This is a genomic window from Pedobacter faecalis (genome assembly GCF_030182585.1).
Lineage (GTDB): Bacteria > Bacteroidota > Bacteroidia > Sphingobacteriales > Sphingobacteriaceae > Pedobacter > Pedobacter faecalis.
Map to the genome: position 1 here is coordinate 2,902,925 of NZ_JARXOW010000001.1, position 20,387 is coordinate 2,923,311.

General features: G+C 47.2%; 22 protein-coding genes. 15 read left to right on the top strand and 7 right to left on the bottom strand.

What is annotated here, in order from left to right:
* Positions 1-89 precede the first annotated feature (89 nt).
* Entirely contained in the window at positions 90-383 is a 294-nt protein-coding gene (locus QEP07_RS13215; protein ID WP_256001895.1) for a hypothetical protein, read from the top strand.
* Positions 384-423: 40 nt separating this feature from the next.
* Entirely contained in the window at positions 424-828 is a 405-nt protein-coding gene (locus tag QEP07_RS13220) for an OsmC family protein (RefSeq protein ID WP_285010644.1), read from the top strand.
* Positions 829-846: 18 nt separating this feature from the next.
* Here the strand turns inward: QEP07_RS13220 and ytxJ are convergent, their stop codons facing one another.
* Genes ytxJ through QEP07_RS13240 form a run of 4 tightly spaced genes read right to left on the bottom strand, consistent with a single transcriptional unit; the run spans position 847 to position 2,548 of the window.
* Positions 847-1,179, bottom strand: coding sequence for a bacillithiol system redox-active protein YtxJ (ytxJ, locus tag QEP07_RS13225; protein ID WP_285010645.1), 333 nt, complete (start codon positions 1,177-1,179; stop codon positions 847-849).
* Between the two features lie 25 nt (positions 1,180-1,204).
* A complete protein-coding gene (locus tag QEP07_RS13230; RefSeq protein ID WP_256001892.1) occupies positions 1,205-1,327 on the bottom strand; it encodes a hypothetical protein in 123 nt (40 codons plus the stop codon).
* 46 nt (positions 1,328-1,373) lie between these two features.
* Positions 1,374-1,865 carry a 6,7-dimethyl-8-ribityllumazine synthase gene (ribH, locus tag QEP07_RS13235; protein WP_285010646.1) on the bottom strand — a complete coding sequence of 164 codons (492 nt, stop codon included), beginning with the start codon at positions 1,863-1,865 and terminating at the stop codon, positions 1,374-1,376.
* A 14-nt stretch (positions 1,866-1,879) separates the two neighbouring features.
* Positions 1,880-2,548, bottom strand: coding sequence for a tetratricopeptide repeat protein (locus tag QEP07_RS13240; protein WP_285010647.1), 669 nt, complete (start codon positions 2,546-2,548; stop codon positions 1,880-1,882).
* A 107-nt stretch (positions 2,549-2,655) separates the two neighbouring features.
* Here QEP07_RS13240 and recF point away from each other — a divergent pair, with 107 nt between their 5' ends.
* Both recF and QEP07_RS13250 read left to right on the top strand, forming a co-directional pair.
* Positions 2,656-3,759 carry a DNA replication/repair protein RecF gene (gene recF / locus QEP07_RS13245; RefSeq protein WP_285010648.1) on the top strand — a complete coding sequence of 368 codons (1,104 nt, stop codon included), beginning with the start codon at positions 2,656-2,658 and terminating at the stop codon, positions 3,757-3,759.
* Positions 3,752-4,042: a DciA family protein gene (locus QEP07_RS13250; RefSeq protein WP_256001888.1), complete on the top strand. Its 291-nt coding sequence runs from the start codon at positions 3,752-3,754 to the stop codon at positions 4,040-4,042. The genes recF and QEP07_RS13250 overlap by 8 nt, the downstream gene beginning before the upstream one ends.
* Before the next feature lie 3 nt (positions 4,043-4,045).
* On the opposite strand, the gene QEP07_RS13255 is transcribed toward QEP07_RS13250, so the two are convergent.
* The 3 genes from QEP07_RS13255 to QEP07_RS13265 form a co-directional block, all read right to left on the bottom strand.
* On the bottom strand, positions 4,046-4,213 hold the full coding sequence (locus QEP07_RS13255; protein WP_256001887.1) for a hypothetical protein: 168 nt from the start codon (positions 4,211-4,213) through the stop codon (positions 4,046-4,048).
* A 52-nt stretch (positions 4,214-4,265) separates the two neighbouring features.
* Positions 4,266-4,979, bottom strand: a complete 714-nt coding sequence (gene bamJ / locus QEP07_RS13260; RefSeq protein WP_256001886.1) for a BamJ family beta-barrel-assembly machinery protein — start codon at positions 4,977-4,979, stop codon at positions 4,266-4,268.
* An 85-nt stretch (positions 4,980-5,064) separates the two neighbouring features.
* Positions 5,065-5,484 (bottom strand): nucleoside-diphosphate kinase, encoded by a 420-nt coding sequence (locus tag QEP07_RS13265; RefSeq protein ID WP_256001885.1) that lies wholly within the window; start codon positions 5,482-5,484, stop codon positions 5,065-5,067.
* A 134-nt stretch (positions 5,485-5,618) separates the two neighbouring features.
* Between QEP07_RS13265 and QEP07_RS13270 the strand changes: the two genes are divergently transcribed.
* The 11 genes from QEP07_RS13270 (at position 5,619) to QEP07_RS13320 (ending at position 20,367) form a co-directional block, all read left to right on the top strand.
* Positions 5,619-6,629, top strand: coding sequence for a DHH family phosphoesterase (locus QEP07_RS13270; RefSeq protein ID WP_285010754.1), 1,011 nt, complete (start codon positions 5,619-5,621; stop codon positions 6,627-6,629).
* Between the two features lie 13 nt (positions 6,630-6,642).
* Positions 6,643-7,632, top strand: a complete 990-nt coding sequence (locus QEP07_RS13275) for an FKBP-type peptidyl-prolyl cis-trans isomerase (protein WP_256001884.1) — start codon at positions 6,643-6,645, stop codon at positions 7,630-7,632.
* 74 nt (positions 7,633-7,706) lie between these two features.
* Positions 7,707-8,474: a TatD family hydrolase gene (locus QEP07_RS13280; RefSeq protein ID WP_285010649.1), complete on the top strand. Its 768-nt coding sequence runs from the start codon at positions 7,707-7,709 to the stop codon at positions 8,472-8,474.
* A 2-nt stretch (positions 8,475-8,476) separates the two neighbouring features.
* Positions 8,477-9,493, top strand: coding sequence for an asparaginase (locus QEP07_RS13285; RefSeq protein WP_285010650.1), 1,017 nt, complete (start codon positions 8,477-8,479; stop codon positions 9,491-9,493).
* Positions 9,494-9,547: 54 nt separating this feature from the next.
* Positions 9,548-10,963 (top strand): MBL fold metallo-hydrolase, encoded by a 1,416-nt coding sequence (locus tag QEP07_RS13290; protein ID WP_285010651.1) that lies wholly within the window; start codon positions 9,548-9,550, stop codon positions 10,961-10,963.
* Positions 10,964-11,027: 64 nt separating this feature from the next.
* The gene (locus QEP07_RS13295) at positions 11,028-11,999 is read left to right on the top strand and encodes a polyprenyl synthetase family protein (RefSeq protein WP_285010652.1); all 972 of its coding nucleotides are present in this window, start codon (positions 11,028-11,030) and stop codon (positions 11,997-11,999) included.
* Positions 12,000-12,043: 44 nt separating this feature from the next.
* The gene (locus QEP07_RS13300) at positions 12,044-13,495 is read left to right on the top strand and encodes a M20/M25/M40 family metallo-hydrolase (RefSeq protein WP_285010653.1); all 1,452 of its coding nucleotides are present in this window, start codon (positions 12,044-12,046) and stop codon (positions 13,493-13,495) included.
* Positions 13,496-13,543: 48 nt separating this feature from the next.
* Complete coding sequence (locus QEP07_RS13305) at positions 13,544-14,128, top strand: RNA polymerase sigma factor (protein ID WP_285010654.1); 585 nt, start codon at positions 13,544-13,546, stop codon at positions 14,126-14,128.
* Between the two features lie 75 nt (positions 14,129-14,203).
* Positions 14,204-15,217: a FecR family protein gene (locus tag QEP07_RS13310; RefSeq protein ID WP_285010655.1), complete on the top strand. Its 1,014-nt coding sequence runs from the start codon at positions 14,204-14,206 to the stop codon at positions 15,215-15,217.
* A gap of 103 nt (positions 15,218-15,320) precedes the next feature.
* Positions 15,321-18,776, top strand: a complete 3,456-nt coding sequence (locus QEP07_RS13315) for a SusC/RagA family TonB-linked outer membrane protein (RefSeq protein WP_285010656.1) — start codon at positions 15,321-15,323, stop codon at positions 18,774-18,776.
* Between the two features lie 28 nt (positions 18,777-18,804).
* Entirely contained in the window at positions 18,805-20,367 is a 1,563-nt protein-coding gene (locus tag QEP07_RS13320) for a SusD/RagB family nutrient-binding outer membrane lipoprotein (protein WP_256001875.1), read from the top strand.
* Positions 20,368-20,387: the final 20 nt, after the last annotated feature.

Here is a 20,387-nt window from a genome sequence, read left to right on the forward strand (position 1 = left end):
ATAAACCAGATATGTTTACCTCATGTAATGTTAAAACATTTGTTGCACAGCGCTGTTTATATCACACGGCGCACAGGGGCCGGCTGATTATGACTAAACCATTTAATATCAGGATTAAATATGGCACAAACGAGGTTACTCTAACCATATTGCCTGCTGAAGAAGGTTATTATAAGGTGATCTATTATGGTGCAATCCTCGGCGCGGTTTGTTACGATGGGGAGCATTGGGAAGACGTGCCGGCAGAGAAGATTGCTGCGGGGGACCTGCCTTTCTACAGGTCTGAGCTGAACGACGGGAGAATAGACGTTGAGCTGACCGACTATGTCATCGAGCGGATCGGGGAGGAGATCGATCTTTATGTTGACGAAGAATATGTGTAATAGATAAATTATACTAATCTTTGCAGCATATTTTTTAGATATGGCTACTTCAAAGATTACGTATAATGGCGGACTGCGCACTACTTCGGTTCACGAGCGTTCAGGAAATACAATTACTACGGATGCCCCTGTTGATAATAAAGGTAAAGGTGAGGCTTTCTCGCCTACCGATCTGCTTGCTACCTCACTGGGTAACTGTATGCTGACGATTGTTGGTATTGCGGCGAACGAACATGGGTTTGATATAGATGGCACAACCTGCGAGATCACAAAGATTATGGCAGAGGGCCCAAGACGTGTGTCTGAAATTATTGTGGAGTTCCAATTCCCGGACAACAATTACTCCGACAAAGTGAAGGCAATCATTGAGCGTTCTGCACATACCTGTCCTGTAGCTTACAGTTTACATCCCGACATTAAGCAGACGGTTACTTTTAATTACTAAGCACTGCCTGTTCGCTCCTTAGCTTCCGATAACTTCTGAAACTTCTTCGGCGGAGATGTCGCTATGTGACGCATCTAATATGCATTCACCATTGTGAATGAGCAGGATCTGTGGTGACTGGTGATGCACGTGAAAAGTTTCAGCGATCAGTGCTGAGAGCTCACGGTAGTTGAGTAAATCTAAAAAGTAGAGCTTTGTGTCCGGTGGAATGCTATCCCAGTCCATTTCAAATCGCCGTTTGGCCATGGCACTGATGGAGCACCGGGTGCTGTGCTTAAATATGAGGCTATAACCTTTGTCGTTCTTAATTTCACTGATCTGGGACTGATCAGTTATGTCCTTCCACTGCATTTGATACCTCTTTTCTGTTTAATGATTATGCCCTGCGTCTTTTACCTTCCGGGTACGAACTGTATGCCGGACAGATACGGCTGGAGCATGCTTCTAAAACAGTGATGGCAAAAAACAGGCCAATAAGCATGATTGCGGTTCTTTTCATAAGACTAAGCTAAGGCTTTTAGGAGAATTAAACAAAAAACTTTGTCTTACAATGATGCAGCCAGTGCTGCCATTTTGAGGGCAGTGATTGCAGCTTCATCACCCTTATTGCCATGTTTGCCGCCGGCACGGTCTGCCGCCTGTTGCTGGTCGTTGGTAGTGAGCACGCCGAATATTACGGGTTTGCTGTGTTTGATGCTGACATTCGTCACGCCCTGTGCAACAGCATCACAAATAAAATCGAAGTGTCTGGTGTCGCCTTGTATTACGCAGCCAAGGCAGATCACCGCGTCAAGATCATTGTGCTTTTGAAGCAGCAGGTCGGCCGCTGAAGACAATTCGAAACTGCCCGGTACAGCAACAGAACGGATATTACTTTCACGAACACCATGCTTGAGCAGGGTGTTCACTGCGCCCTGGTACAGGCTGCCCGTGATTTCGGCATTCCATTCAGCTACAGCAATCGCAAAGCGATAAGCTGAACCGTCCGGCACAGTGGTATGTGAAAAATCGGAAAGGTTTTTTAGTCTTGTAGCCATTGCGGGAGCCGGTATTAGTTTACCTGAGCTTCTGCACGTGCAATGTACGCATCGATGATCGCCGCTTCCTGGCTTGCAGGGAAATCAGCTCTGATCTTCTCGTAAGCTTCCTTGGCTTTTTTGAAGTCTTTCTGGTTTTCGTACACCAGGCCAAGTTTCTTCAGAAACAAAGGTGACGTGAATTTATTGCTCGACTTGTCTGCCGCCTTTTTATAATAGGTGGCCGCTTTATTATAATCTTTAAGTTCGCTGTATGCATCGCCCAGCAGGCCTAAAGCCAGAGGATCTGCAACCGGACTTCCGGTCTCGCTGTATTTGCCAAGAGATTCTACGGCCTTTTTATATTCTCCCTTACGAAGATAAATGCCGCCCAGGTAAAGGTTAGCCAGATTGGCTGATTTAGTGTTTTCGTATTCGTCGGCAATCTGCTCCAGTCCGGGATATCCACCTTGCCCGTTGATCGCTTTGGCAGACAGGGAGTCGACACCGATGTACTGCTCTGCTTTGTACATTTTGGCAGATGCTTCTTCAGCACGATTTTTCAGATATACGCTCTGGTACCAGATATAAATTCCGATTAGTACAACGATAGCCCCTGCAATAAATAGCAGGCTTTTTGAGTTTTCCTGTACAAAAGATCCTTTATGAACCGGCTGATTTATCTCTTTTTCTGTAGTGGACATGTTATTTAGAAAATAATTAAGGCGCAAAAATACGTTTTTACATTAAAGTATCAATCTATTTTTTAAGTAATTGAGATTTTTAAAGGTAACTTTGGGCCACCGATACTATGTGGCTAAAAAACATCACACTGCTCAACTTCAAGAATTATTCGGACGCAAGCCTCAGTTTTTCGAAAACGGTAAATGCTTTCGTAGGAAACAATGGTGCGGGGAAGACCAATCTGCTTGACGCTATTCATTATTTGTGCCTGTGCAAAGGGTATTTCAATCCGATCGACAGTCAGCAGATCAAGTTAGACGAGGAGCTCTTTTTGATACAGGGTGACTTTGACCGTGAGCAGAAGAATGAGAAGATCACCTGCGGGGTTAAACGTAACCAGAAGAAGCAGTTTAAGCGTAATAAAAAAGAGTATGAGAAACTGTCTGATCACATCGGATTGTTTCCGCTGGTGATGATCTCGCCCTATGATACCAGTATTGTGATGGAGGGTAGTGAGGAGCGCAGGCGCTTTATGGATAATGTGATTTCCCAAACGGATGCGAAGTATCTGGACGAACTGATTACTTATAACCGGCAGCTGTTGAACCGGAATGCCTTGCTTAAACAAATTGCGGTAACACGTTCGTACGATCCTGAACTGCTGGAGATATACAATATGCAACTGGTAGCCTCAGGATTAAGCTTACACCAGAAAAGGACGCAGTTTATGGCGCAGTTCGTTCCATTGTTCGATAAATATTACACCTTTCTCACCGGCGGGGCAGAGCGTGTCGGCCTCCTGTACCAAAGTCAGCTCACTGCTGCCGATTTCGGGCAGTTGCTGGCACAATCGCTGGAGAAGGACAAAGTGCTTGAACGCACTACTGCGGGGGTTCATAAGGACGATCTGATATTTACCATCGCCGATATGCCGCTTAAAAAGTTTGGTTCCCAAGGTCAGCAGAAATCTTTTCTCATTGCGCTTAAGCTTGCGCAATATGCGTATCTTAGGTTACATAAAGGGTTCAAACCGCTGCTACTTCTCGACGATATCTTTGACAAGCTTGACGATAGCCGGATGCACAAGCTCATGGAGATGGTTTCGCAGCAGGATTTCGGACAGATCTTTATCACGGATACGGGGCGTGACCGGGTCCAGGCCCTGTTTAAGACGATCAATGTACCGGTAACACTATTTGAAGTAGACAGGGGGTCAGTGCATCATGCGTAAACCAAACGATATCACATTAAAGGAAGCCATAGGTAAATTGTTGAACGTTTACCGTATTAAAGGGAAGTTTGACGAAACTTCTGTTGTGGCTTTCTGGCCGGAACTAATGGGTAAAGCGGTAGCCAACCGTACTACGCAGATCTATGTGTCGCAGAAAAAGCTATTTGTCAGGCTTGAATCTGCTGTAGTGAAGAATGAACTGCTTATGGTAAGGGCCGGCATCATTCAAAAAATTAATGAACGCGCCGGCACTGAAGTCATCACTGAAATTGTCTTTCTGTAATCGCTAAAATACCTTACTGATCAGCCAGATGATCAGCGCAAGCACCAGCACAACTACAATTACGCCGGTCCAGACGCCGGCCTTGAAAATACCTTCTACCAGGTCGCAGCTCATAAGTGTTGTCGACAGGAAGGCGATGATTGCGAGGGGGTAATACCTTTTAAATGTCATACGCTTTGGATTTTAGTTATCTAACAAAGTTGTACGACAAATGGTTTTAACGTTATTTCCCGTTCACTTTAAGCAGTTCGATGTCGAATACCAGGGTACTGTATGGCGGCATGTCAGGACCTGATCCGCTTTCTCCGTAGGCCAGATGGTATGGTATATAAAAACGGTATTTAGAGCCCGCCGGCATTAACTGCAAACCTTCCGTCCAGCCTTGGATAACACCTGTAAGCGGCAGGGAAAGCGGCTCGTTTCTGTCGTAAGAGCTGTCAAACTGTTTGCCATTTAAAAATGTTCCTTTATAGTGCACCAGTACGGTATCACTAGCTGCAGGCATGGCGCCGTTGCCTTTGGTGAGGACTTCATACTGAAGTCCGCTACTGGTGACATTTACACCAGGTTTCGTCTTGTTGGCTTCGAGGAAGGCTTTGCCTTCGGCTCTAGTGGCGGCAAACCGGTTCTCATAGGCCAGTTTCAAGGTATTGCTGATGACCGTACGCATCTCTTCTTCCTTGAGTAAGGCCGGCTTTCCTGAAAAGGCGTCTTCGAAGCCCCGGAGCAGTAAGGTATAATTGATCTCGGTAAGGTTGCGGTTCTTAAGGTCGGACGCCATTGAAGACCCAAAAGCATAGCTGACCGAGTCGACCCGGCCGCTGAAGATTGGCGCTTTTGTGGTGGCAACCGGTTTCTTAGCTGCGGTTTTTTTTGTCTGCGCCGCAAGCGTGCCCGCGCAAAGCGGCAGAATGAGTATAAGGATTATTTTTTTCATTATCGGATTGGTTTGCATGCAAGCTAATATAAAGAAAGCACCTGCAAGGTGCTTTCTGATATTTTTGTTTGATAAGAAAGGCAGACTAAAAGCGTTCTTCAGCGGTAAAGAAAAAGTCACCCTCGATCTGCGCGTTCTCATCGGAATCGGAACCATGAACAGCGTTAGCGTCGATTGACTTTGCGTATTTTCTGCGAATGGTGCCTTCTGCAGCTTCTGCCGGATTGGTAGACCCGATCAGTTTTCTGAAGTCTTCGATAGCGTTATCTTTTTCGAGGATCGCAGCAACGATAGGTCCGGACGACATAAAGCTTACAAGGTCATTATAAAACGGACGCTCTTTGTGTACCGCGTAAAATTCGCCCGCAGATTCAGGCGTAAGCCTGGTGTATTTCAACGCGATGATCTTAAAACCTGCCGAGGTAATATCGTTAATAATAGCCCCGATGTGCCCGTTAGCAACGGCATCAGGCTTGATCATGGTGAATGTTCTGTTTGTAGTCATCTTAATAAATCAAAATTTTTTGCAAAAATACGTTTTATACTCCTAATATAAGACGCCAAACAGATATAAAAATCGCTTGTTTATAAAACGAATGTTCAACTTATCATTAAATCATTAGCTTTGTCCTTAATATGATGTTATCTGTATCAGAAATTAAATCGTTGCTGGCTACCCCCCAGAAGATTGTAATTACTACGCACCACAAGCCCGACGGGGATGCTATGGGCTCGTCTCTGGGTCTGTATGCTTATCTGATACAAAAGGGGCATCACGTTAAAGTGATCACGCCAACGGACTATCCTTACTTTTTGCACTGGATGCCGAACAATTCGGAGGTTATCGTATATACCGAGAACCAGGAATTGTCGGCCAGGCTCGTCGAGGAGGCCGCCATGATCTTTTGTTTGGATTTCAACAGTTTGAGCAGGATCAACGAACTCGGCGAGCTTGTCCGGGCATCAGGGGCATATAAGCTGATGATCGATCATCACCTTGAGCCTGAGGACTTTGATCATTACCGCCACTGGAACATCAATGCCTGTGCGGCAGCGCAACTGGTGTATGAGTTTATCGTGGACGAAATGCAGGATGGGGCTTCGATGACCAAGGATATTGCCACCTGTCTTTACACGGGCATAATGACCGATTCAGGATCGTTCAGATTTGAATCGGCTACCTCTTCGGTTTACCGGATTGCCGCCGATCTGATCGATATGGGGGCGGAGCATTGGCGAATCCACCAGCTCGTTTACGATAATGCTACCGAAAACCGGCTTCGTTTCCTGGGTCACTGTATCAGTAATAAGCTGGAAATACTCCGCGAATACAATACCGCGATCATTTCCGTGACGAAAGAAGAATTGAAAGCGTTTGACATCATGACCGGTGATACCGAGGGTATTGTGAATTATGCGCTTTCGATTAATGGTATCAGACTCGCTGCATTTATTATTGAAAGAACTGATAAAGTTAAACTATCTTTGCGCTCCACGGGCGATTTCCCGGCAAACGAGATTTGTAAGAAATACTTTGGAGGAGGTGGTCACAGAAACGCGGCCGGCGGGATTTCGGAGGCAGGACTTGCAGAGACAGTGGAGCAATTTAAATCGATATTAACCGAATATAAAACACAATTATTACAATAGAAAAAACAACCACATGAAGAAAGGTATAGCAATTCTTTTCGCGGCTACGCTTGGTCTGGCTGCATGCAACAATTACAAAGAGGGCAAGGGTGGTCTGATGTATCAGATACATCACGACGGCGGCAAGGCCAAAATCAAGGAGGGTGACGTCGTAAAGCTGAACTTTATCCAGAAAAATGAGCGGGATTCGGTTATGTTCAGTACTTATGACATTGAACAGCCGCAGGTATTCCCGGTAGGTAAAGCGCAGTATGGCGGTGATATGAACGATGTGCTTACGCTTTTCGGTGAGGGTGACAGTGCTACATTTAAGCTTAATCTCGACACCATGACCAAGCACAGCGGTCAGCCAAAGCCACCGGCTGCTGCAAAGGATAAATATTTGATCTTTACCGTTAAAATCGAAAAAGTATTGGCTAAAAATGCAAATGAAGCGGATACGGCATTTCAAAGAAGGGCCCAGGAATTTTTTCAAAAAGATTATATGGCCAGTGTAGAGCGGTTAAAGGGCGCTGAAGCAGGTAAGATCAAGAACTTCATCGAAGAGAATAAACTTAAGCCTCAGACTACTGCTTCAGGTTTACAGTATGTGATCTCAAATCCGGGCAGCGGTCCGAAACCGGCAATTGGTGATACCATTATGTTGAACTATACTGGTAAGCTGCTGACTAAAAAAGCTGACGGGAAAGAGAATATTTTTGATACTTCGGTAGAAAAGGTTGCGAAGGATGCGGGTATACACAACGCAATGGCACAATATGCGCCGCGTCCGTTCACTATCGGTAATGCAATTCCTGGATTTGACGAGGGGTATCAGCTGATCGGTAAAGGCGGAAAAATCCTTTTGATCATACCGTCAAAACTGGCATATGGTGAAAGCGGTCAGCCACAAGCACGTATAACACCATATTCGCCATTGGCTTTTGAGGTTGAGATCGTGGACATCAAGAAACCATCAGGCTCTCCTGCGGCTGCCAATACGCCGCCGGCACCAGCACAATAATAATTGACTTTCAAAAATGAGTAAACCCTGTATGGCTCCTGGCCTTACAGGGTTTTTTTTGTATAACTTTGCTTATGCTTTTAACAGATACCCATACACACATTTACTACGAAAGCGAACCTGGGAAGCTTAGGGATATGATGCAAAGGTGCTTTGATCATGACATCAGACGCCTTTTTCTGCCGAACGTGAATGTGGCCTCAATTGCCATGATCGATAAAATGGTGGAAGACTACCCGGAAAACTGCTTTGCCATGGCGGGCTTGCATCCTTGTGATGTAAAGGACGACTTTGAGGAAGTTCTGGATCTTATCTGTGAAAGCATCCCTGATCGTAATATTTGTGCAATAGGAGAGATAGGGATTGATCTGTATTGGGACAAATCTACGCTGGAAGTTCAGCAGCGCGCGTTTTCCGAACAGATAAACTGGGCTAAAGACCTTGACCTGCCCATCGTGATTCACTGCCGGGATGCGTTTAATGAAGTTTTCGAAGTACTCGAGGCGGCAAAGGGCGATAGATTGCGCGGAATTATGCATTGTTTCACGGGCGACTTGCTGCAGGCAGAACGTGCCCTGGAACTTGGGTTTGTCCTGGGTATTGGAGGGGTTGTTACCTACAAAAATTCAGGTCTGGCCGAAGTGCTTAAGCAAATCCGGCTTTCGGACATTGTGTTAGAAACCGATGCGCCATATCTTGCACCTGTTCCATTCAGGGGTAAGCCGAACGAAAGCAGCTATCTTAAGTATATCGCCGAAAAGATAGCCGATATCTATCAGGTTACGCTCCAGGAGGTTGCTGAACAAACTACGGCCAACTCGGTTGCCATTTTCAAGCGTTAGTTATGACTAAAATACTCATTATATATACAGGAGGGACTATAGGAATGGTCAATGATCCGGCTACAGGCTCATTGGTGCCGTTCGATTTTAAGCAGATCAGGCAGAATGTACCGGAACTGGACAGGCTCAATTACGATCTGGATGTCTACTCCTTCGATCCGATTCTGGATTCTTCCAATATGACGCCCGAAATATGGGCCGAAATTGCCACACTGATTAAAAACAAATATGAACTCTTTGACGGCTTTGTTATCCTTCACGGATCAGATACTATGGCGTTCACCGCCTCTGCCTTAAGCTTTATGCTGGAGAATCTGAGCAAGCCGGTAGTGCTCACGGGATCGCAGTTGCCGATCGGGGAGATCAGGACCGATGCCAAGGAGAACCTGATCACAGCACTCGAAATAGCCGCTACCCGCCGAGATGATCGGCCTATGGTGCCTGAAGTATGTATTTATTTTGACTATCAGCTGTTCCGGGGAAACCGGGCGATTAAATATAATTCAGAAAAGTTTGAAGCGTTTCGGTCGCCAAACTATCCTATTCTTGCAGAAGCGGGCGTTACGCTATCTTTTTTCAGCAATTATATTCTGCCGCAACCGGACCGGGATCTCGTTGTTCATCTGAATTACAATCCCAATATCGGTGTGCTTAAATTGTACCCCGGCATTTCCGAACTGGCCGTACGTGCCGTGACTGCATCGCCGGTTGATGCCATTGTACTGGAAACTTTTGGCTCAGGTAATACTACGACAGCGGGCTGGTTTATTGACTGCCTGAAGGAAGCGATAGGAAATGGCAAACTTATCGTGGATATTACGCAATGCCAACGTGGCTCTGTTGAACTGGGTATGTATGAAACGAGCAAAAGGCTTCAGCAGATGGGTGTAGTAAGCGGATACGATATGACGTTTGAGGCAACAATTACCAAATTGATGTATCTGATGGGTCAAGGTCTGCAGCATCAGGAAATTGTACGCCTGATGGAAGACTCCCTGCGTGGCGAGCTGACCAACTAGTGTAAATTTACCGGGCGTTTACCTTCTGAAGTATATTATTGTTTAATTTTGTTTATGATCATAGAGCAAATATATACCGGCTGTTTGGCTGAGGCGGCCTATTACATTGAGCATAATGGTGAGTCGGCTATTGTTGACCCTCTCCGTGAGGTAGGACCGTATCTGAAAAGAGCGGAAAAGTCCGGATCAACGATCAAGTATATCTTTGAAACACATTTCCATGCGGATTTTGTGTCGGGTCACGTGGATCTGGCGGAGAAGTCGGGAGCATTGATCGTCTATGGTCCGACAGCGAATACGGATTTCAAATCGCATATAGCGCATGACGGTGAACAGTTCCAGATAGGGGGACTTACATTAACTGCACTGCACACACCCGGACATACGCCGGAGTCGACCAGTTATCTGTTAAATGATGAGAAGGGCGAGCCGTATTGCATATTTACCGGAGACACACTCTTTATCGGCGACGTGGGCCGGCCTGATCTGGCACAGCAGGGTACACTAACGATGGAAGACATGGCTGGTACCCTATATGACTCACTGCAGCAGAAAATTCTAACACTGCCTGACCATGTACTTATATATCCGGCACATGGAGCGGGCTCGGCCTGTGGTAAAAACATGAGTAAGGAAACTTTTGATACGCTTGGTAATCAGCGCCGGCTAAACTACGCCTTAAGGGCGGCAAGTAAAGACCAGTTTGTGGCCGAGGTTACTTCGGGCTTGCTTCCTCCGCCTCAATATTTTGCAAAGAACGCGGCTATGAACCGGATGGGCTATGAAAGTATAGATAACGTGTATGAGAAAGGACTGAATCCGCTTACTCCTGAGGAATTCGAATTGGTCGCAGCTCAAACCGGCGCGCTTATTCTGGACACCAGGGATCCGCAGGTATTTGCAAAAGGCTTCATTCCGTCTTCAATAAATATTGGTTTGAACGGACAGTTTGCTCCTTGGGTGGGGGCGCTGGTAAGCGACTTAAAGCAGCCATTGCTGCTGGTGACGGATCAAGGGAAGGAAGAGGAGGCCATCACAAGGCTGTCGAGGGTGGGCTATGACAGTACGGTGGGTTATTTGAACGGAGGATTCGCTGCCTGGGCGGCGGCAGGAAAGCAAACAGAGCGCATCGTTTCGGTAAGTGCTGACGAGTTCGAAGCTGTCGCAAATGCCGATCCGGGTCTCCATGTGCTCGACGTCAGAAAGCCAGGGGAATACGAAGCAGAACATCTGGAAAGCTCACTTGCCAGACCGCTTGATTATATTAATGAGTGGACAGGTCAGCTTGATCCAAAGGATACTTATTACATTCATTGTGCTGGAGGGTATCGTTCCATGATCGCGGCCTCAATTCTGAAGGCCCGCGGCTATGATAAGGTTATTGATGTGGCTGGTGGTTATGGTGCGCTAAAAAAGACAGGTTTAAAGCGTACGGATTTCGCATGTCCGTCTAAAGCCATGCATGCCTGATGTTCCAAAAGTGTGCGTTTAAAAGGATTTTAATTTTTATGTTTGCACACTCATTTTTGCCTGAATGCGGGGAATCGATCAGATAAAACTTCCAATAGCTGCGGATATTGATGCCTTTGAAGAAAAGTTCAAAGCCTCGATGCATAGTGATGCGCCATTACTTGACCGTATTACTCATTATATTGTGAAACGAAAAGGGAAACAGATCAGACCGATGTTTGTCTTTTTTTCAGCAAAGCTATGCGGAGGAATAACCGAATCTACACATAGGGGTGCATCTTTGGTCGAGCTGCTGCACACAGCTACCCTGGTTCACGACGACGTTGTTGATAACGCTTATGAAAGGCGCGGGTTTTTTTCTATAAATGCTTTATGGAAGAACAAGATCGCTGTGTTGGTTGGCGACTATCTTTTGGCCAAGGGTCTGCTGCTATCGGTAAATAATAAGGAGTTCCGTCTACTCCAGATCGTGTCCGAAGCGGTAAAGCAGATGAGTGAAGGCGAGTTGCTTCAGGTAGAAAAAGTGAGGCGAATGGATATCAGCGAGGAACTGTATTTTGAAGTCATCAGGCAGAAGACAGCTTCGCTAATTGCATCTTGCTGTGCCTGCGGTGCCGCGTCTGCCGGAGCAAACGAGGAATCGATAGAGAAGATGCGGTTGTTTGGCGAGAAAGTCGGTATTGCTTTCCAAATTAAAGACGATACCTTCGATTTCGGTACCGATGATGTTGGTAAGCCGCTGGGCATCGACATCAAGGAGAAGAAAGTTACCTTGCCGCTTATTTACGCACTGAATCGGGCAGACAAATCGGAGCGCAAGAAAGTGATCAATCTTGTGAAAAACCATCAGGACGACCCCGTGAAAATCCAGCAGGTAATTGATTTTGTAAATGGCAAGCAAGGGGTGTTTTATGCCAACCAAAAGATGCTGGAATATCAGCAGCAGGCGTTTGATATTCTCAAAACTTTCGAACCGGGAGATGCCAGGGAAGGGTTGGAGCAGCTTGTGCGTTATACAACAGAGCGAAAAAAATAGCCGCGCTTAATTCGCGGAAGCAACTGTAAATTCTATATTTAAGGATGAAAATCACTTTTTTCTGTGCCTTCCTCTGCACGCTATGTTTCAGCCTATCCGCGCAGGACGAAACACAAACCGTATTCAGGCAAATCAACTCAGATGTTCTTGCCCGGTCGCAAGCCTATCGTAACCTGGAGCATGCAACGGCTGCCATCGGGCATAGGCTCACGGGGTCGGTAAACGGAAAAAAGGCAGAAGCTTACGCATTCAAGTTACTGGAGTCGTATGGGTATGAGGTCCGTTATCAGCCTTTTGAAGTCGAGAGCTGGAGCCGTCTTACGAACGAGACCAGGGTTGGCGACCAGCCTGGCAGCCTGAACAAGATCACTTCCGTCACCCTTGCACATTCGCCTGTTAGTGCGAACATAACCGCAGAACTGGTTGATCTGGGCAACGGTTTGGAAGACGATTATATCAAGGACGCAGGGCGGGTAAGGGGGAAAATCGCCCTGGTTTATCTCGGACTTCTTCCGGGGTCGCCCAGTGGTTCACCTTCGCTGCACAGATCAGAAAAAGCGGCTCTTGCAACCCGGTATGGCGCCGCGGGCATCATCATCATCAATACCGTGAGGACGGGCGTGTTACTCACCGGAACAGCATCGGTCACGGGCAAACTCATTCCAATACCTGCCGTATGTATAGGTTATGAAAACGGTATGCGTCTGAAAGAGGCTCTTAAAAGCCATTCGCAGTATGCCAATCTCAACATGACAAATTTTTCTGGTGCCATCAGCGCGAGAAATGTCATTGCAACGCTAAAGGGACATGAGCTGCCGGCAGAAAAGATCGTGATAGGTGCCCATCTCGACAGTTGGGACCTGGCAACGGGGGCTATTGACAATGGGATTGGTGCTTTTGCGGTAATCGATATGGCCAGGGCCATCAAACAAGTTGGAAGGCAGCCCAGGCGGACGATAGAGTTTGTTTTGTTTATGGGCGAAGAGCAGGGACTGCTGGGTTCGAAGGCATACATTCAAAAAGCTGTGAGTGATCAAACGCTTCACCAGGTTCGTTTTATGCTTAACTTCGACATGACAAATGATCCCAAAGGATTTGTCAGTACCCGCAGAGAAATGGAACCACTGTTAAGTAGCTGGGGCGCTCAGATCGCCAAACTGGACACCGGCTTTAAAAATATTGTGGTCACCGCCGCGGGTTTGCACAGTGATCATCAGCCTTTCATGCTGCAAGGTATACCTACAGGTGGAGGTGCCGGGGGTAGGTTGCCGAATAACTCAGCCCCCTTCTATCATTCGGACCGGGATACGTTTGAATTGGTTGACGAGCATGAACTTAAGAACACGGTTCGCTACGGCGCCATGCTTGCTTTCGCGCTGGCACATACAGACCAAATTCCTGCGAACAAATTAGATGAGGCACAGCTCGCTTCATTTTTAAGATTGAACGAGCTTGAGATACCGCTGAGGATTGCAGGTGAATGGCGGTGGAAGTAACCCGTTGTTAACAATTCAATAACATTGCAAAGCTAGTTTTGCACCCGAATGGAGGTATTTCGGATGCAGGCTATGGTACCAGATGAGACGTTGATTTCCAGATTGAAGAGCAACGACGCGCATGCGCTTGAAGTGTTGTTTAACCGCTATTACAAATCGCTGTGCCAATTTTGCGGCGTGTATACAAAAGATTATGAAGCAGCGGAGGAAATAGTGGCTGATCTTTTTATCCGGATATGGGACAATCGCCATAACCTGGACGTCGACCACGCCAAAGCATATCTTTTCGCATCTGCTAGAAACATGTCGTTAAACTTCGTTCAAAAAAAGAAGCAGCCTGTGCAATCTATCGAGGATATTCCCGATCGCGATCAGCGTTTCAGGAATACAGATACCCCTTTGAAGATTATCTCGGGCAGGGAATCATCGGCACAGATCCTGCAACTGATTGATCAGCTGCCTCCCCGTCAAAGGGAAATTCTCCTGATGAGCCGCATCGATCAGGTGGACAAACATGAAATTGCGCATATGCTGAACATTTCTTTACGTACGGTGGAAACAACGCTCTATCAATCGGTAAAGGAACTCAGAAGCCTGCTTAAAAGGGCCTCCAATTTAAATCTTGGCGGTTAACCATTTGTTAACATAAACCTAACGTTTTGTGCTACGTATGCCGACTCAATAAACTGTCTTTAGTATTGAAGACATATGGAAGCGTACAGTTACCCTTTAATAGTTGCCTATTTTGATAAGACCATCAGCGATGAAGGTCTGAATGAGTTGCAGGAGTGGTTGGAGCGTAGCCCGGATCATCAGGAGCAGTTTAGAGAAACCTTACAGATCCTGGAAGCGTCTAAACTGTATTTTGTAAACTCCGGGGATACCAGTCTGGCCTGGGAAAAGGTGCGCAGTCATATAGACGCAGAGCACCCGCACAGACAGGTCGGTTTTCCCAAAAAATGGCTTGCCTATGCGGCCACTTTGTTACTGTTTTGTGGTGCAGCCTTTTGGTATGTGGGGCGGAGCCCGAAGGTGGCGTCGGCAGCATATGGACAGATCAGCAATCCGGAGGGGCGGCAGACCAGAATATTGTTGCCCGATAGTTCCCATGTATACCTTGCGGGCGGCAGTACAATCAGATTCCCTAAGAATTTCGGCAGAAAAACCCGAATGATCAGTCTAAACGGCGAGGCCTTTTTTGATGTTGTGCACGGCAACAGGCCGTTCGTAATCAAGAGTGGGGCGGTTACAACAGTAGTTTTAGGTACCTCCTTCAATGTCAAGGCCTTCCAAGGCGATCACAAAGTCACGGTGTCTGTAAACACGGGCAAAGTTGGGGTGCTCAATAAAGTTAACGGTAAAAATGTGTTGATCAGTTATCTTCTACCCAACGATCAGTTGGAGTTGAATACGATCACCGGAAATACAAGCAAGAGCCGCGCAGATGCGGAGCAAATCAGTGCCTGGATCCGAAATCACTTCATATTCAACAATGCAGTGCTATATGACATTCTGGCTTCCCTCGAACATCGTTACGGCCGAAAAATAGAATTAATGGATCCCGGAGCCGGAAATATCAGGGTTACAGCAAAGTTCAAAAATATGGCCTTAAAGGATGTGCTTGCCGAATTGATGACGCTTTCCGGGCTCCGCTACATAGAGCGAAACGGACAATTATTTATATATCAACCCAATTTGACGGAAGGAAAAAACATGAAATAGATTTACCAGCCTTATTAAGTAGCCCGGAGTTGCTGGTAACAACTCCAGGCGGTTCAGTTCCAAATTTAAAACTCAAGAATTCAAAAATAAACTAAGTAAATATATGAAAAAGTTATGGTTGCTAGCCATACTGGCGGTTTTGCACTTAGCGTTTCAACCTCAGGAAATTAAGGCGCAAACCTCTGTCGACAGAACCATCACGTATGGTGTGCGGGAAACAACCCTCAAAAATGCTTTCCAGGAATTGGAGAGGCTGAGTGGTTTCTCTGTGAATTATAACAACACCAAGCTAAACGATCAGCGGGTAATTACGGTTTCGAAAGCGGAACGGAGTGTTAAGCAGGTGCTTGGTCTCCTGCTGAATGGAACACCGTTTACCTTTAAGATGGGAAACGGCAACAACATTCTGATTGTTGAGAAACCCAGCACAGGAAAAATTGTTGGGAAGGTGATCGATGAAAATGGTCAGCCGCTGCCAAGCGCAGTGGTGAGAATCGGCAGCCTGGGCCTGGCGAGGCAAACAAATAGCGAAGGTAATGTCACCCTTGAAGTGCCGGCCGGAACATACACGATAGATGTATCCTATATCTCCTATGAGCCTTTTCAGCGTGCCAATGTACAGGTAAGGCCAAATGCAAACACCTCCCTGAGCGCCAGGCTCCAACCTGCTAACAATGCACTTTCAGAAGTGGTTGTAACTGCGCTGGGTATCCGCAGGCAGGAAAAGGCATTGGGTTATGCCGTTACTAAAGTAGATAGTACGCAACTGACAACGGCTGTTGCAACCAACTGGACCGACGCACTATCAGGAAAGGTTGCTGGTTTAAACCTGGTACGCAACAGCGGACCGGCTGGTTCCAACAAGATCATTCTTCGTGGCGAAAACAATCTTACAGGTGATAATGAAGCGCTCATAGTTATCGACGGGGTGGTTTCCAGCAACAGTGTACGCCGTCCGGCGTCGCCTACCGGCGGGCCCTACGGAACTTCGGGAGACAATCTGCCAGCCGACTTTGGCAGCGGTATCAATGACCTGAATCCAGACGATATTGCGGAGGTAACTGTACTGAAGGGGCCAGGCGCTACGGCGCTGTATGGACAGCGTGGTGCCAACGGCGCCGTGATCATTACAACTAAGTCTGGTAATGCGAAAAAAAGAAGGCTCAGCATCGGATTCACGTCCAATACCTCCTGGGAAGAGATCAATCGTGGTCCCGATTCCCAGTATGAATTCGGCCAGGGCCAGTTCGGGGTTGCTCACTTTTCTTACGGAGCTTCGGCCGACGGTTCTAACCAGAACAGTACGAGTGCATCCTGGGGGGCGCCATTCGACGGTCAGTCATTCTTCCAGTACGATCCGACCACTAAAAAAGCGGGAACGGTACGCACACCCTGGCGTGCCTATGAAAACCCCATAAACAGTTTCTTCAGACGGGGCTACGAGACAAACAACTCGGTGAGTCTGGAAGGAACTTATAAGACGGTTGCTATGCGGTTCTCTGCAAGCCATGGCGAGAATGACTGGATTGTGCCAAACACTGGTTTGGAGCGTACGTCTGCTACGTTTTCTGCGAATGCAAAGCCAACCAGGAAGTTGGATGTGAATGTAAAAGCAATCTATAACAACCGGCACAGCGATAACCTTCCTGCTACAGGGTACGGCAATCAATCGCTCATGTACTGGTTCATGTTTGCCCAACCCAATGTAAATGTCGACTGGTATCGTGATTACTGGGCACCAGGCCAGCAGTATCGTCAGTTCGTGAACATTACAACAACCAATCCAGAGAGCCCGTATGCGATTTCTGAGCAATACCTCAACACGCAAAAGCGAAATGGTGTGCTGAGCAATGTGCAGGCTACTTACAAATTTTCTGACGCATTCAGCGCTATGGTAAGGGGCTCTATAGATTACGCCAGTGACGACCGGACACAGAAGCGTCCATGGGATGCAGCAGGAAGTAAGTTTGCCCAGGGTTCGTACCGCGTTCAGGAAATTAACATGCGTGAGATCAGTGGTGACTTCATGCTTACTTATAACAAGCAGCTCCATAAAAATCTTAGCCTTACCGCACGCGTAGGCGGATCAACACTGAGAAACAATTATTACAAGGATGAACAGCGGGCAGACGGGTTGATCGTGCCAAACGAGTACAGTTTATCTAACGCTGCAAACGATATTATTTTTGTTCCGGATACGGCAGAGTATCAGTTGAACAGTGTCTATGCGCTAGCGTCGCTTACCTACAAAAATTATTTGTATCTGGATCTTACAGGACGGGCAGACTGGAACAGTGTTTTGGCGACGCCAACACGTACGGACAATGTCGGGTTTACCTATCCGTCTGCAAGTTTAAGTTTTATTGCCTCAGATTACTTTAAGCTCCCAAAAGCCATTTCGCTGGCAAAGCTGCGGATCTCGGCAGCGCAGGTAGGAAGCGGAACACTGATACCGTACCGTACGGCTTATAACTACTCGCTGGCTTCAAGCGGTATTTACCCCGACAGCGGGTCTACAAACCCATCCACATTGCCAAATCCAAACCTAAAGCCGCTAAAAACAACGACGTTTGAAGCTGGCGCTGAGATGCAGTTCTTTAAAGGGCGGTTAGGGTTTGATGTTGCGGTTTATGCCGGCAACACAAGGAATCAAATTCTGACCAGGCAGATCGACCGTTCATCGGGCTATTCAAATGCGATCATCAATGCAGGCCGCGTAGATAACCGGGGACTGGAAGTTGCGCTGAACGCAAAGCCTATATCAGTTAAAAATGGCTTTGAGTGGGCTGTTAACATGACATTCTCAACCAATAAGAATGAGATCAAAGCATTAAGCGACAGCTCGATCGTCCTTCGTACCGGCGCGCTGGGCGGCGGTCAGGTAGTTGCCAATGTTGGGGGAAGCATGGGTGACTTATATGGTATTGGTTTTCTTCGCTCGCCCGACGGACAAATTGTTTATGATGCCACCAGCGGATTCGCAAAGGTTACCTCAGGGGTGATACACCTCGGAAATACGATTCCGCAATACCGTGCTGGGATCAGCAATACCTTTTCTTATAAAGGATTCAGCTTGAGCACGTTATTTGATGCGCAGGTGGGCGCTGTTGCTCACTCACTTACCTTCTCGCGGATGGCGGCCCTTGGAAAGCTCAAAGCTACATTACCAGGACGGTATAACGGGATTATAGGTAAAGGTGTAGTTCAGAACCCCGACGGTTCGTACAGGACCAATGATGTTGTGGCAACTGATATACAGAATTATTATACATCAGTATACGGTTCAGATCAGGCCGAAGGAAGTATATTCAGTACGGACTTCATCAAGTTTCGCGAGGCAAGCCTGGGTTATGCATTTAAACCTGGATTTGTGAAGAAGCTGAGCCTAAGTCGCCTCTCGATCAGTGCCTACGGGCGTAACCTTTTCATCTGGTCGCCATGGCCTGCTTTCGACCCGGAATTCGGAACGCTTTCGGGCACGGACATCGTTACTGGGTTTGAAACGGGACAGCTTCCGTCAACAAGAACATATGGTATCAGGCTCGTAGCAGGCATTTAATCAATTATTCGGAACTAATAATTTACAGATGAAAACTAACATTTTGAAAACCACCGTAATGATGCTGGTCGCTGTCAGCATGTTGCTTTCCGGGTGCGATAAAGGTTTTGAGGAACTTAATACAGATCCTATCGGCACGGCGTCGGTCGAAGCCAATCAGTTGCTTGCACCAGCCTTGGTCAGCGTGCTGCACGCAAACATGGTCCGCAACCGCAATTTTAACAACGAGCTAATGCAGGTCACTGTCGACATCAGCGATGCCGAAGGCAAAGTATTCCGATACGATTTCCGGCGTAACTGGTCCGACTATCTGTGGAACGCGTGGTATCCACAGGCTACCAATTTCAAGGACATTTACACCATCGCCAGTCGCCCTGGCAAAATCAACGAATCTTACCAGGGCATCTCCCTAATCACCCAGGCCTGGGTATATTCGCTGCTTACAGATACATATGGCGACGTGCCTTACTCGCAGGCGAACGAGGGGAAGAATGGGATTGTTGAACCTGCATACGACAGGCAGATGGAAATTTATCTCGATCTTTTCAGCAAGCTTGAAGAAGCGAACAGGTTGCTTAGCGCCGGAAAGGCCATTGTAGCGAGCGGGGACCCGGTCTTTAAAGGCGATATAGGCAAATGGCGTAAGTTTGGAAACTCGCTTTACCTGCGTCTGCTGCTTCGCGTCTCTGGCAAATCAGAGGTATCTGCTGACGTCATAGCCAAAATTAAAGAAATGATTGACACCAATCCGGGCAATTACCCGATTATGCAAAGCAATGACGACACGGCTAAAATTCTTTGGAACGGAACTAACAGCAGTACGGCGGTCTACTCGTCACCTTTTATGGTTAGCGTGCGCCCGGTAGACTTCAGAGGTGTAGCAATTTCCAGTTTCTTTATTGACAGGTTACGTGATTGGGCCGATCCTCGAATGGATAGTGATTTCGGTAAGGCATCTGTTCCACGCTGGGGGATTGCCCAGGGGTCAGAAGGCTACTCGGGTGTACCCAGCGGCTTTGGTCCTGGTATGGACTATACCCGCAAGGCTTATTTTTATTCAGACGATCAGAATGACGGCTATACGCTGCAGACCGACCCATATACCGGCATCCTGATGAACTGTGCGGAAGTTAATTTCATTCTTGCAGAGGCAGCTGTAAGGGGGTGGATTGACGGTTCGGCAGCAGACTACTACAATAAAGGGATGTTCTACAGCATTAACTACTGGTTACCAACATGGGCCACGGGTGTAAGCGATCCGCGGTTCACGAAATACGTCACTGACGCGGAAATAGGGTGGGATGAAAGTCTCCCGCTGAACGCAACGACAGGTAGTAGTAAACTGGAGCAGATTCATGTGCAAAAATATTACGCCATGTTCCTGGTAGACATGCAGCAGTGGTTTGAATATCGCAGAACCGGCCATCCGATACTGCCTAAAGGTGCAGGCCTGGCAAACGGTGGTGTTATGCCCGCCAGAATGGCCTATCCGATCATTAGTCAGTCGGCCAACCCAACTAGCTATAAAAATGCAATCGCTGCCCAGGGGCCTGATGAAATTAGTACGCAGGTATGGTGGCAAAAACCTTAACAGTAACATAAAGACAAATA

Excerpts from the sequence above, each read along its gene's own strand:
- QEP07_RS13215 (WP_256001895.1), top strand. The coding sequence starts at position 90 with ATGACTAAACCATTTAATATCAGGATTAAATATGGCACAAACGAGGTT.
- QEP07_RS13220 (WP_285010644.1), top strand. The coding sequence starts at position 424 with ATGGCTACTTCAAAGATTACGTATAATGGCGGACTGCGCACTACTTCG.
- ytxJ (WP_285010645.1), bottom strand. The coding sequence starts at position 1,179 with ATGCAGTGGAAGGACATAACTGATCAGTCCCAGATCAGTGAAATTAAG.
- QEP07_RS13230 (WP_256001892.1), bottom strand. The coding sequence starts at position 1,327 with ATGAAAAGAACCGCAATCATGCTTATTGGCCTGTTTTTTGCCATCACT.
- ribH (WP_285010646.1), bottom strand. The coding sequence starts at position 1,865 with ATGGCTACAAGACTAAAAAACCTTTCCGATTTTTCACATACCACTGTG.
- QEP07_RS13240 (WP_285010647.1), bottom strand. The coding sequence starts at position 2,548 with ATGTCCACTACAGAAAAAGAGATAAATCAGCCGGTTCATAAAGGATCT.
- recF (WP_285010648.1), top strand. The coding sequence starts at position 2,656 with ATGTGGCTAAAAAACATCACACTGCTCAACTTCAAGAATTATTCGGAC.
- QEP07_RS13250 (WP_256001888.1), top strand. The coding sequence starts at position 3,752 with ATGCGTAAACCAAACGATATCACATTAAAGGAAGCCATAGGTAAATTG.
- QEP07_RS13255 (WP_256001887.1), bottom strand. The coding sequence starts at position 4,213 with ATGACATTTAAAAGGTATTACCCCCTCGCAATCATCGCCTTCCTGTCG.
- bamJ (WP_256001886.1), bottom strand. The coding sequence starts at position 4,979 with ATGAAAAAAATAATCCTTATACTCATTCTGCCGCTTTGCGCGGGCACG.
- QEP07_RS13265 (WP_256001885.1), bottom strand. The coding sequence starts at position 5,484 with ATGACTACAAACAGAACATTCACCATGATCAAGCCTGATGCCGTTGCT.
- QEP07_RS13270 (WP_285010754.1), top strand. The coding sequence starts at position 5,619 with ATGTTATCTGTATCAGAAATTAAATCGTTGCTGGCTACCCCCCAGAAG.
- QEP07_RS13275 (WP_256001884.1), top strand. The coding sequence starts at position 6,643 with ATGAAGAAAGGTATAGCAATTCTTTTCGCGGCTACGCTTGGTCTGGCT.
- QEP07_RS13280 (WP_285010649.1), top strand. The coding sequence starts at position 7,707 with ATGCTTTTAACAGATACCCATACACACATTTACTACGAAAGCGAACCT.
- QEP07_RS13285 (WP_285010650.1), top strand. The coding sequence starts at position 8,477 with ATGACTAAAATACTCATTATATATACAGGAGGGACTATAGGAATGGTC.
- QEP07_RS13290 (WP_285010651.1), top strand. The coding sequence starts at position 9,548 with ATGATCATAGAGCAAATATATACCGGCTGTTTGGCTGAGGCGGCCTAT.
- QEP07_RS13295 (WP_285010652.1), top strand. The coding sequence starts at position 11,028 with ATGCGGGGAATCGATCAGATAAAACTTCCAATAGCTGCGGATATTGAT.
- QEP07_RS13300 (WP_285010653.1), top strand. The coding sequence starts at position 12,044 with ATGAAAATCACTTTTTTCTGTGCCTTCCTCTGCACGCTATGTTTCAGC.
- QEP07_RS13305 (WP_285010654.1), top strand. The coding sequence starts at position 13,544 with ATGGAGGTATTTCGGATGCAGGCTATGGTACCAGATGAGACGTTGATT.
- QEP07_RS13310 (WP_285010655.1), top strand. The coding sequence starts at position 14,204 with ATGGAAGCGTACAGTTACCCTTTAATAGTTGCCTATTTTGATAAGACC.
- QEP07_RS13315 (WP_285010656.1), top strand. The coding sequence starts at position 15,321 with ATGAAAAAGTTATGGTTGCTAGCCATACTGGCGGTTTTGCACTTAGCG.
- QEP07_RS13320 (WP_256001875.1), top strand. The coding sequence starts at position 18,805 with ATGAAAACTAACATTTTGAAAACCACCGTAATGATGCTGGTCGCTGTC.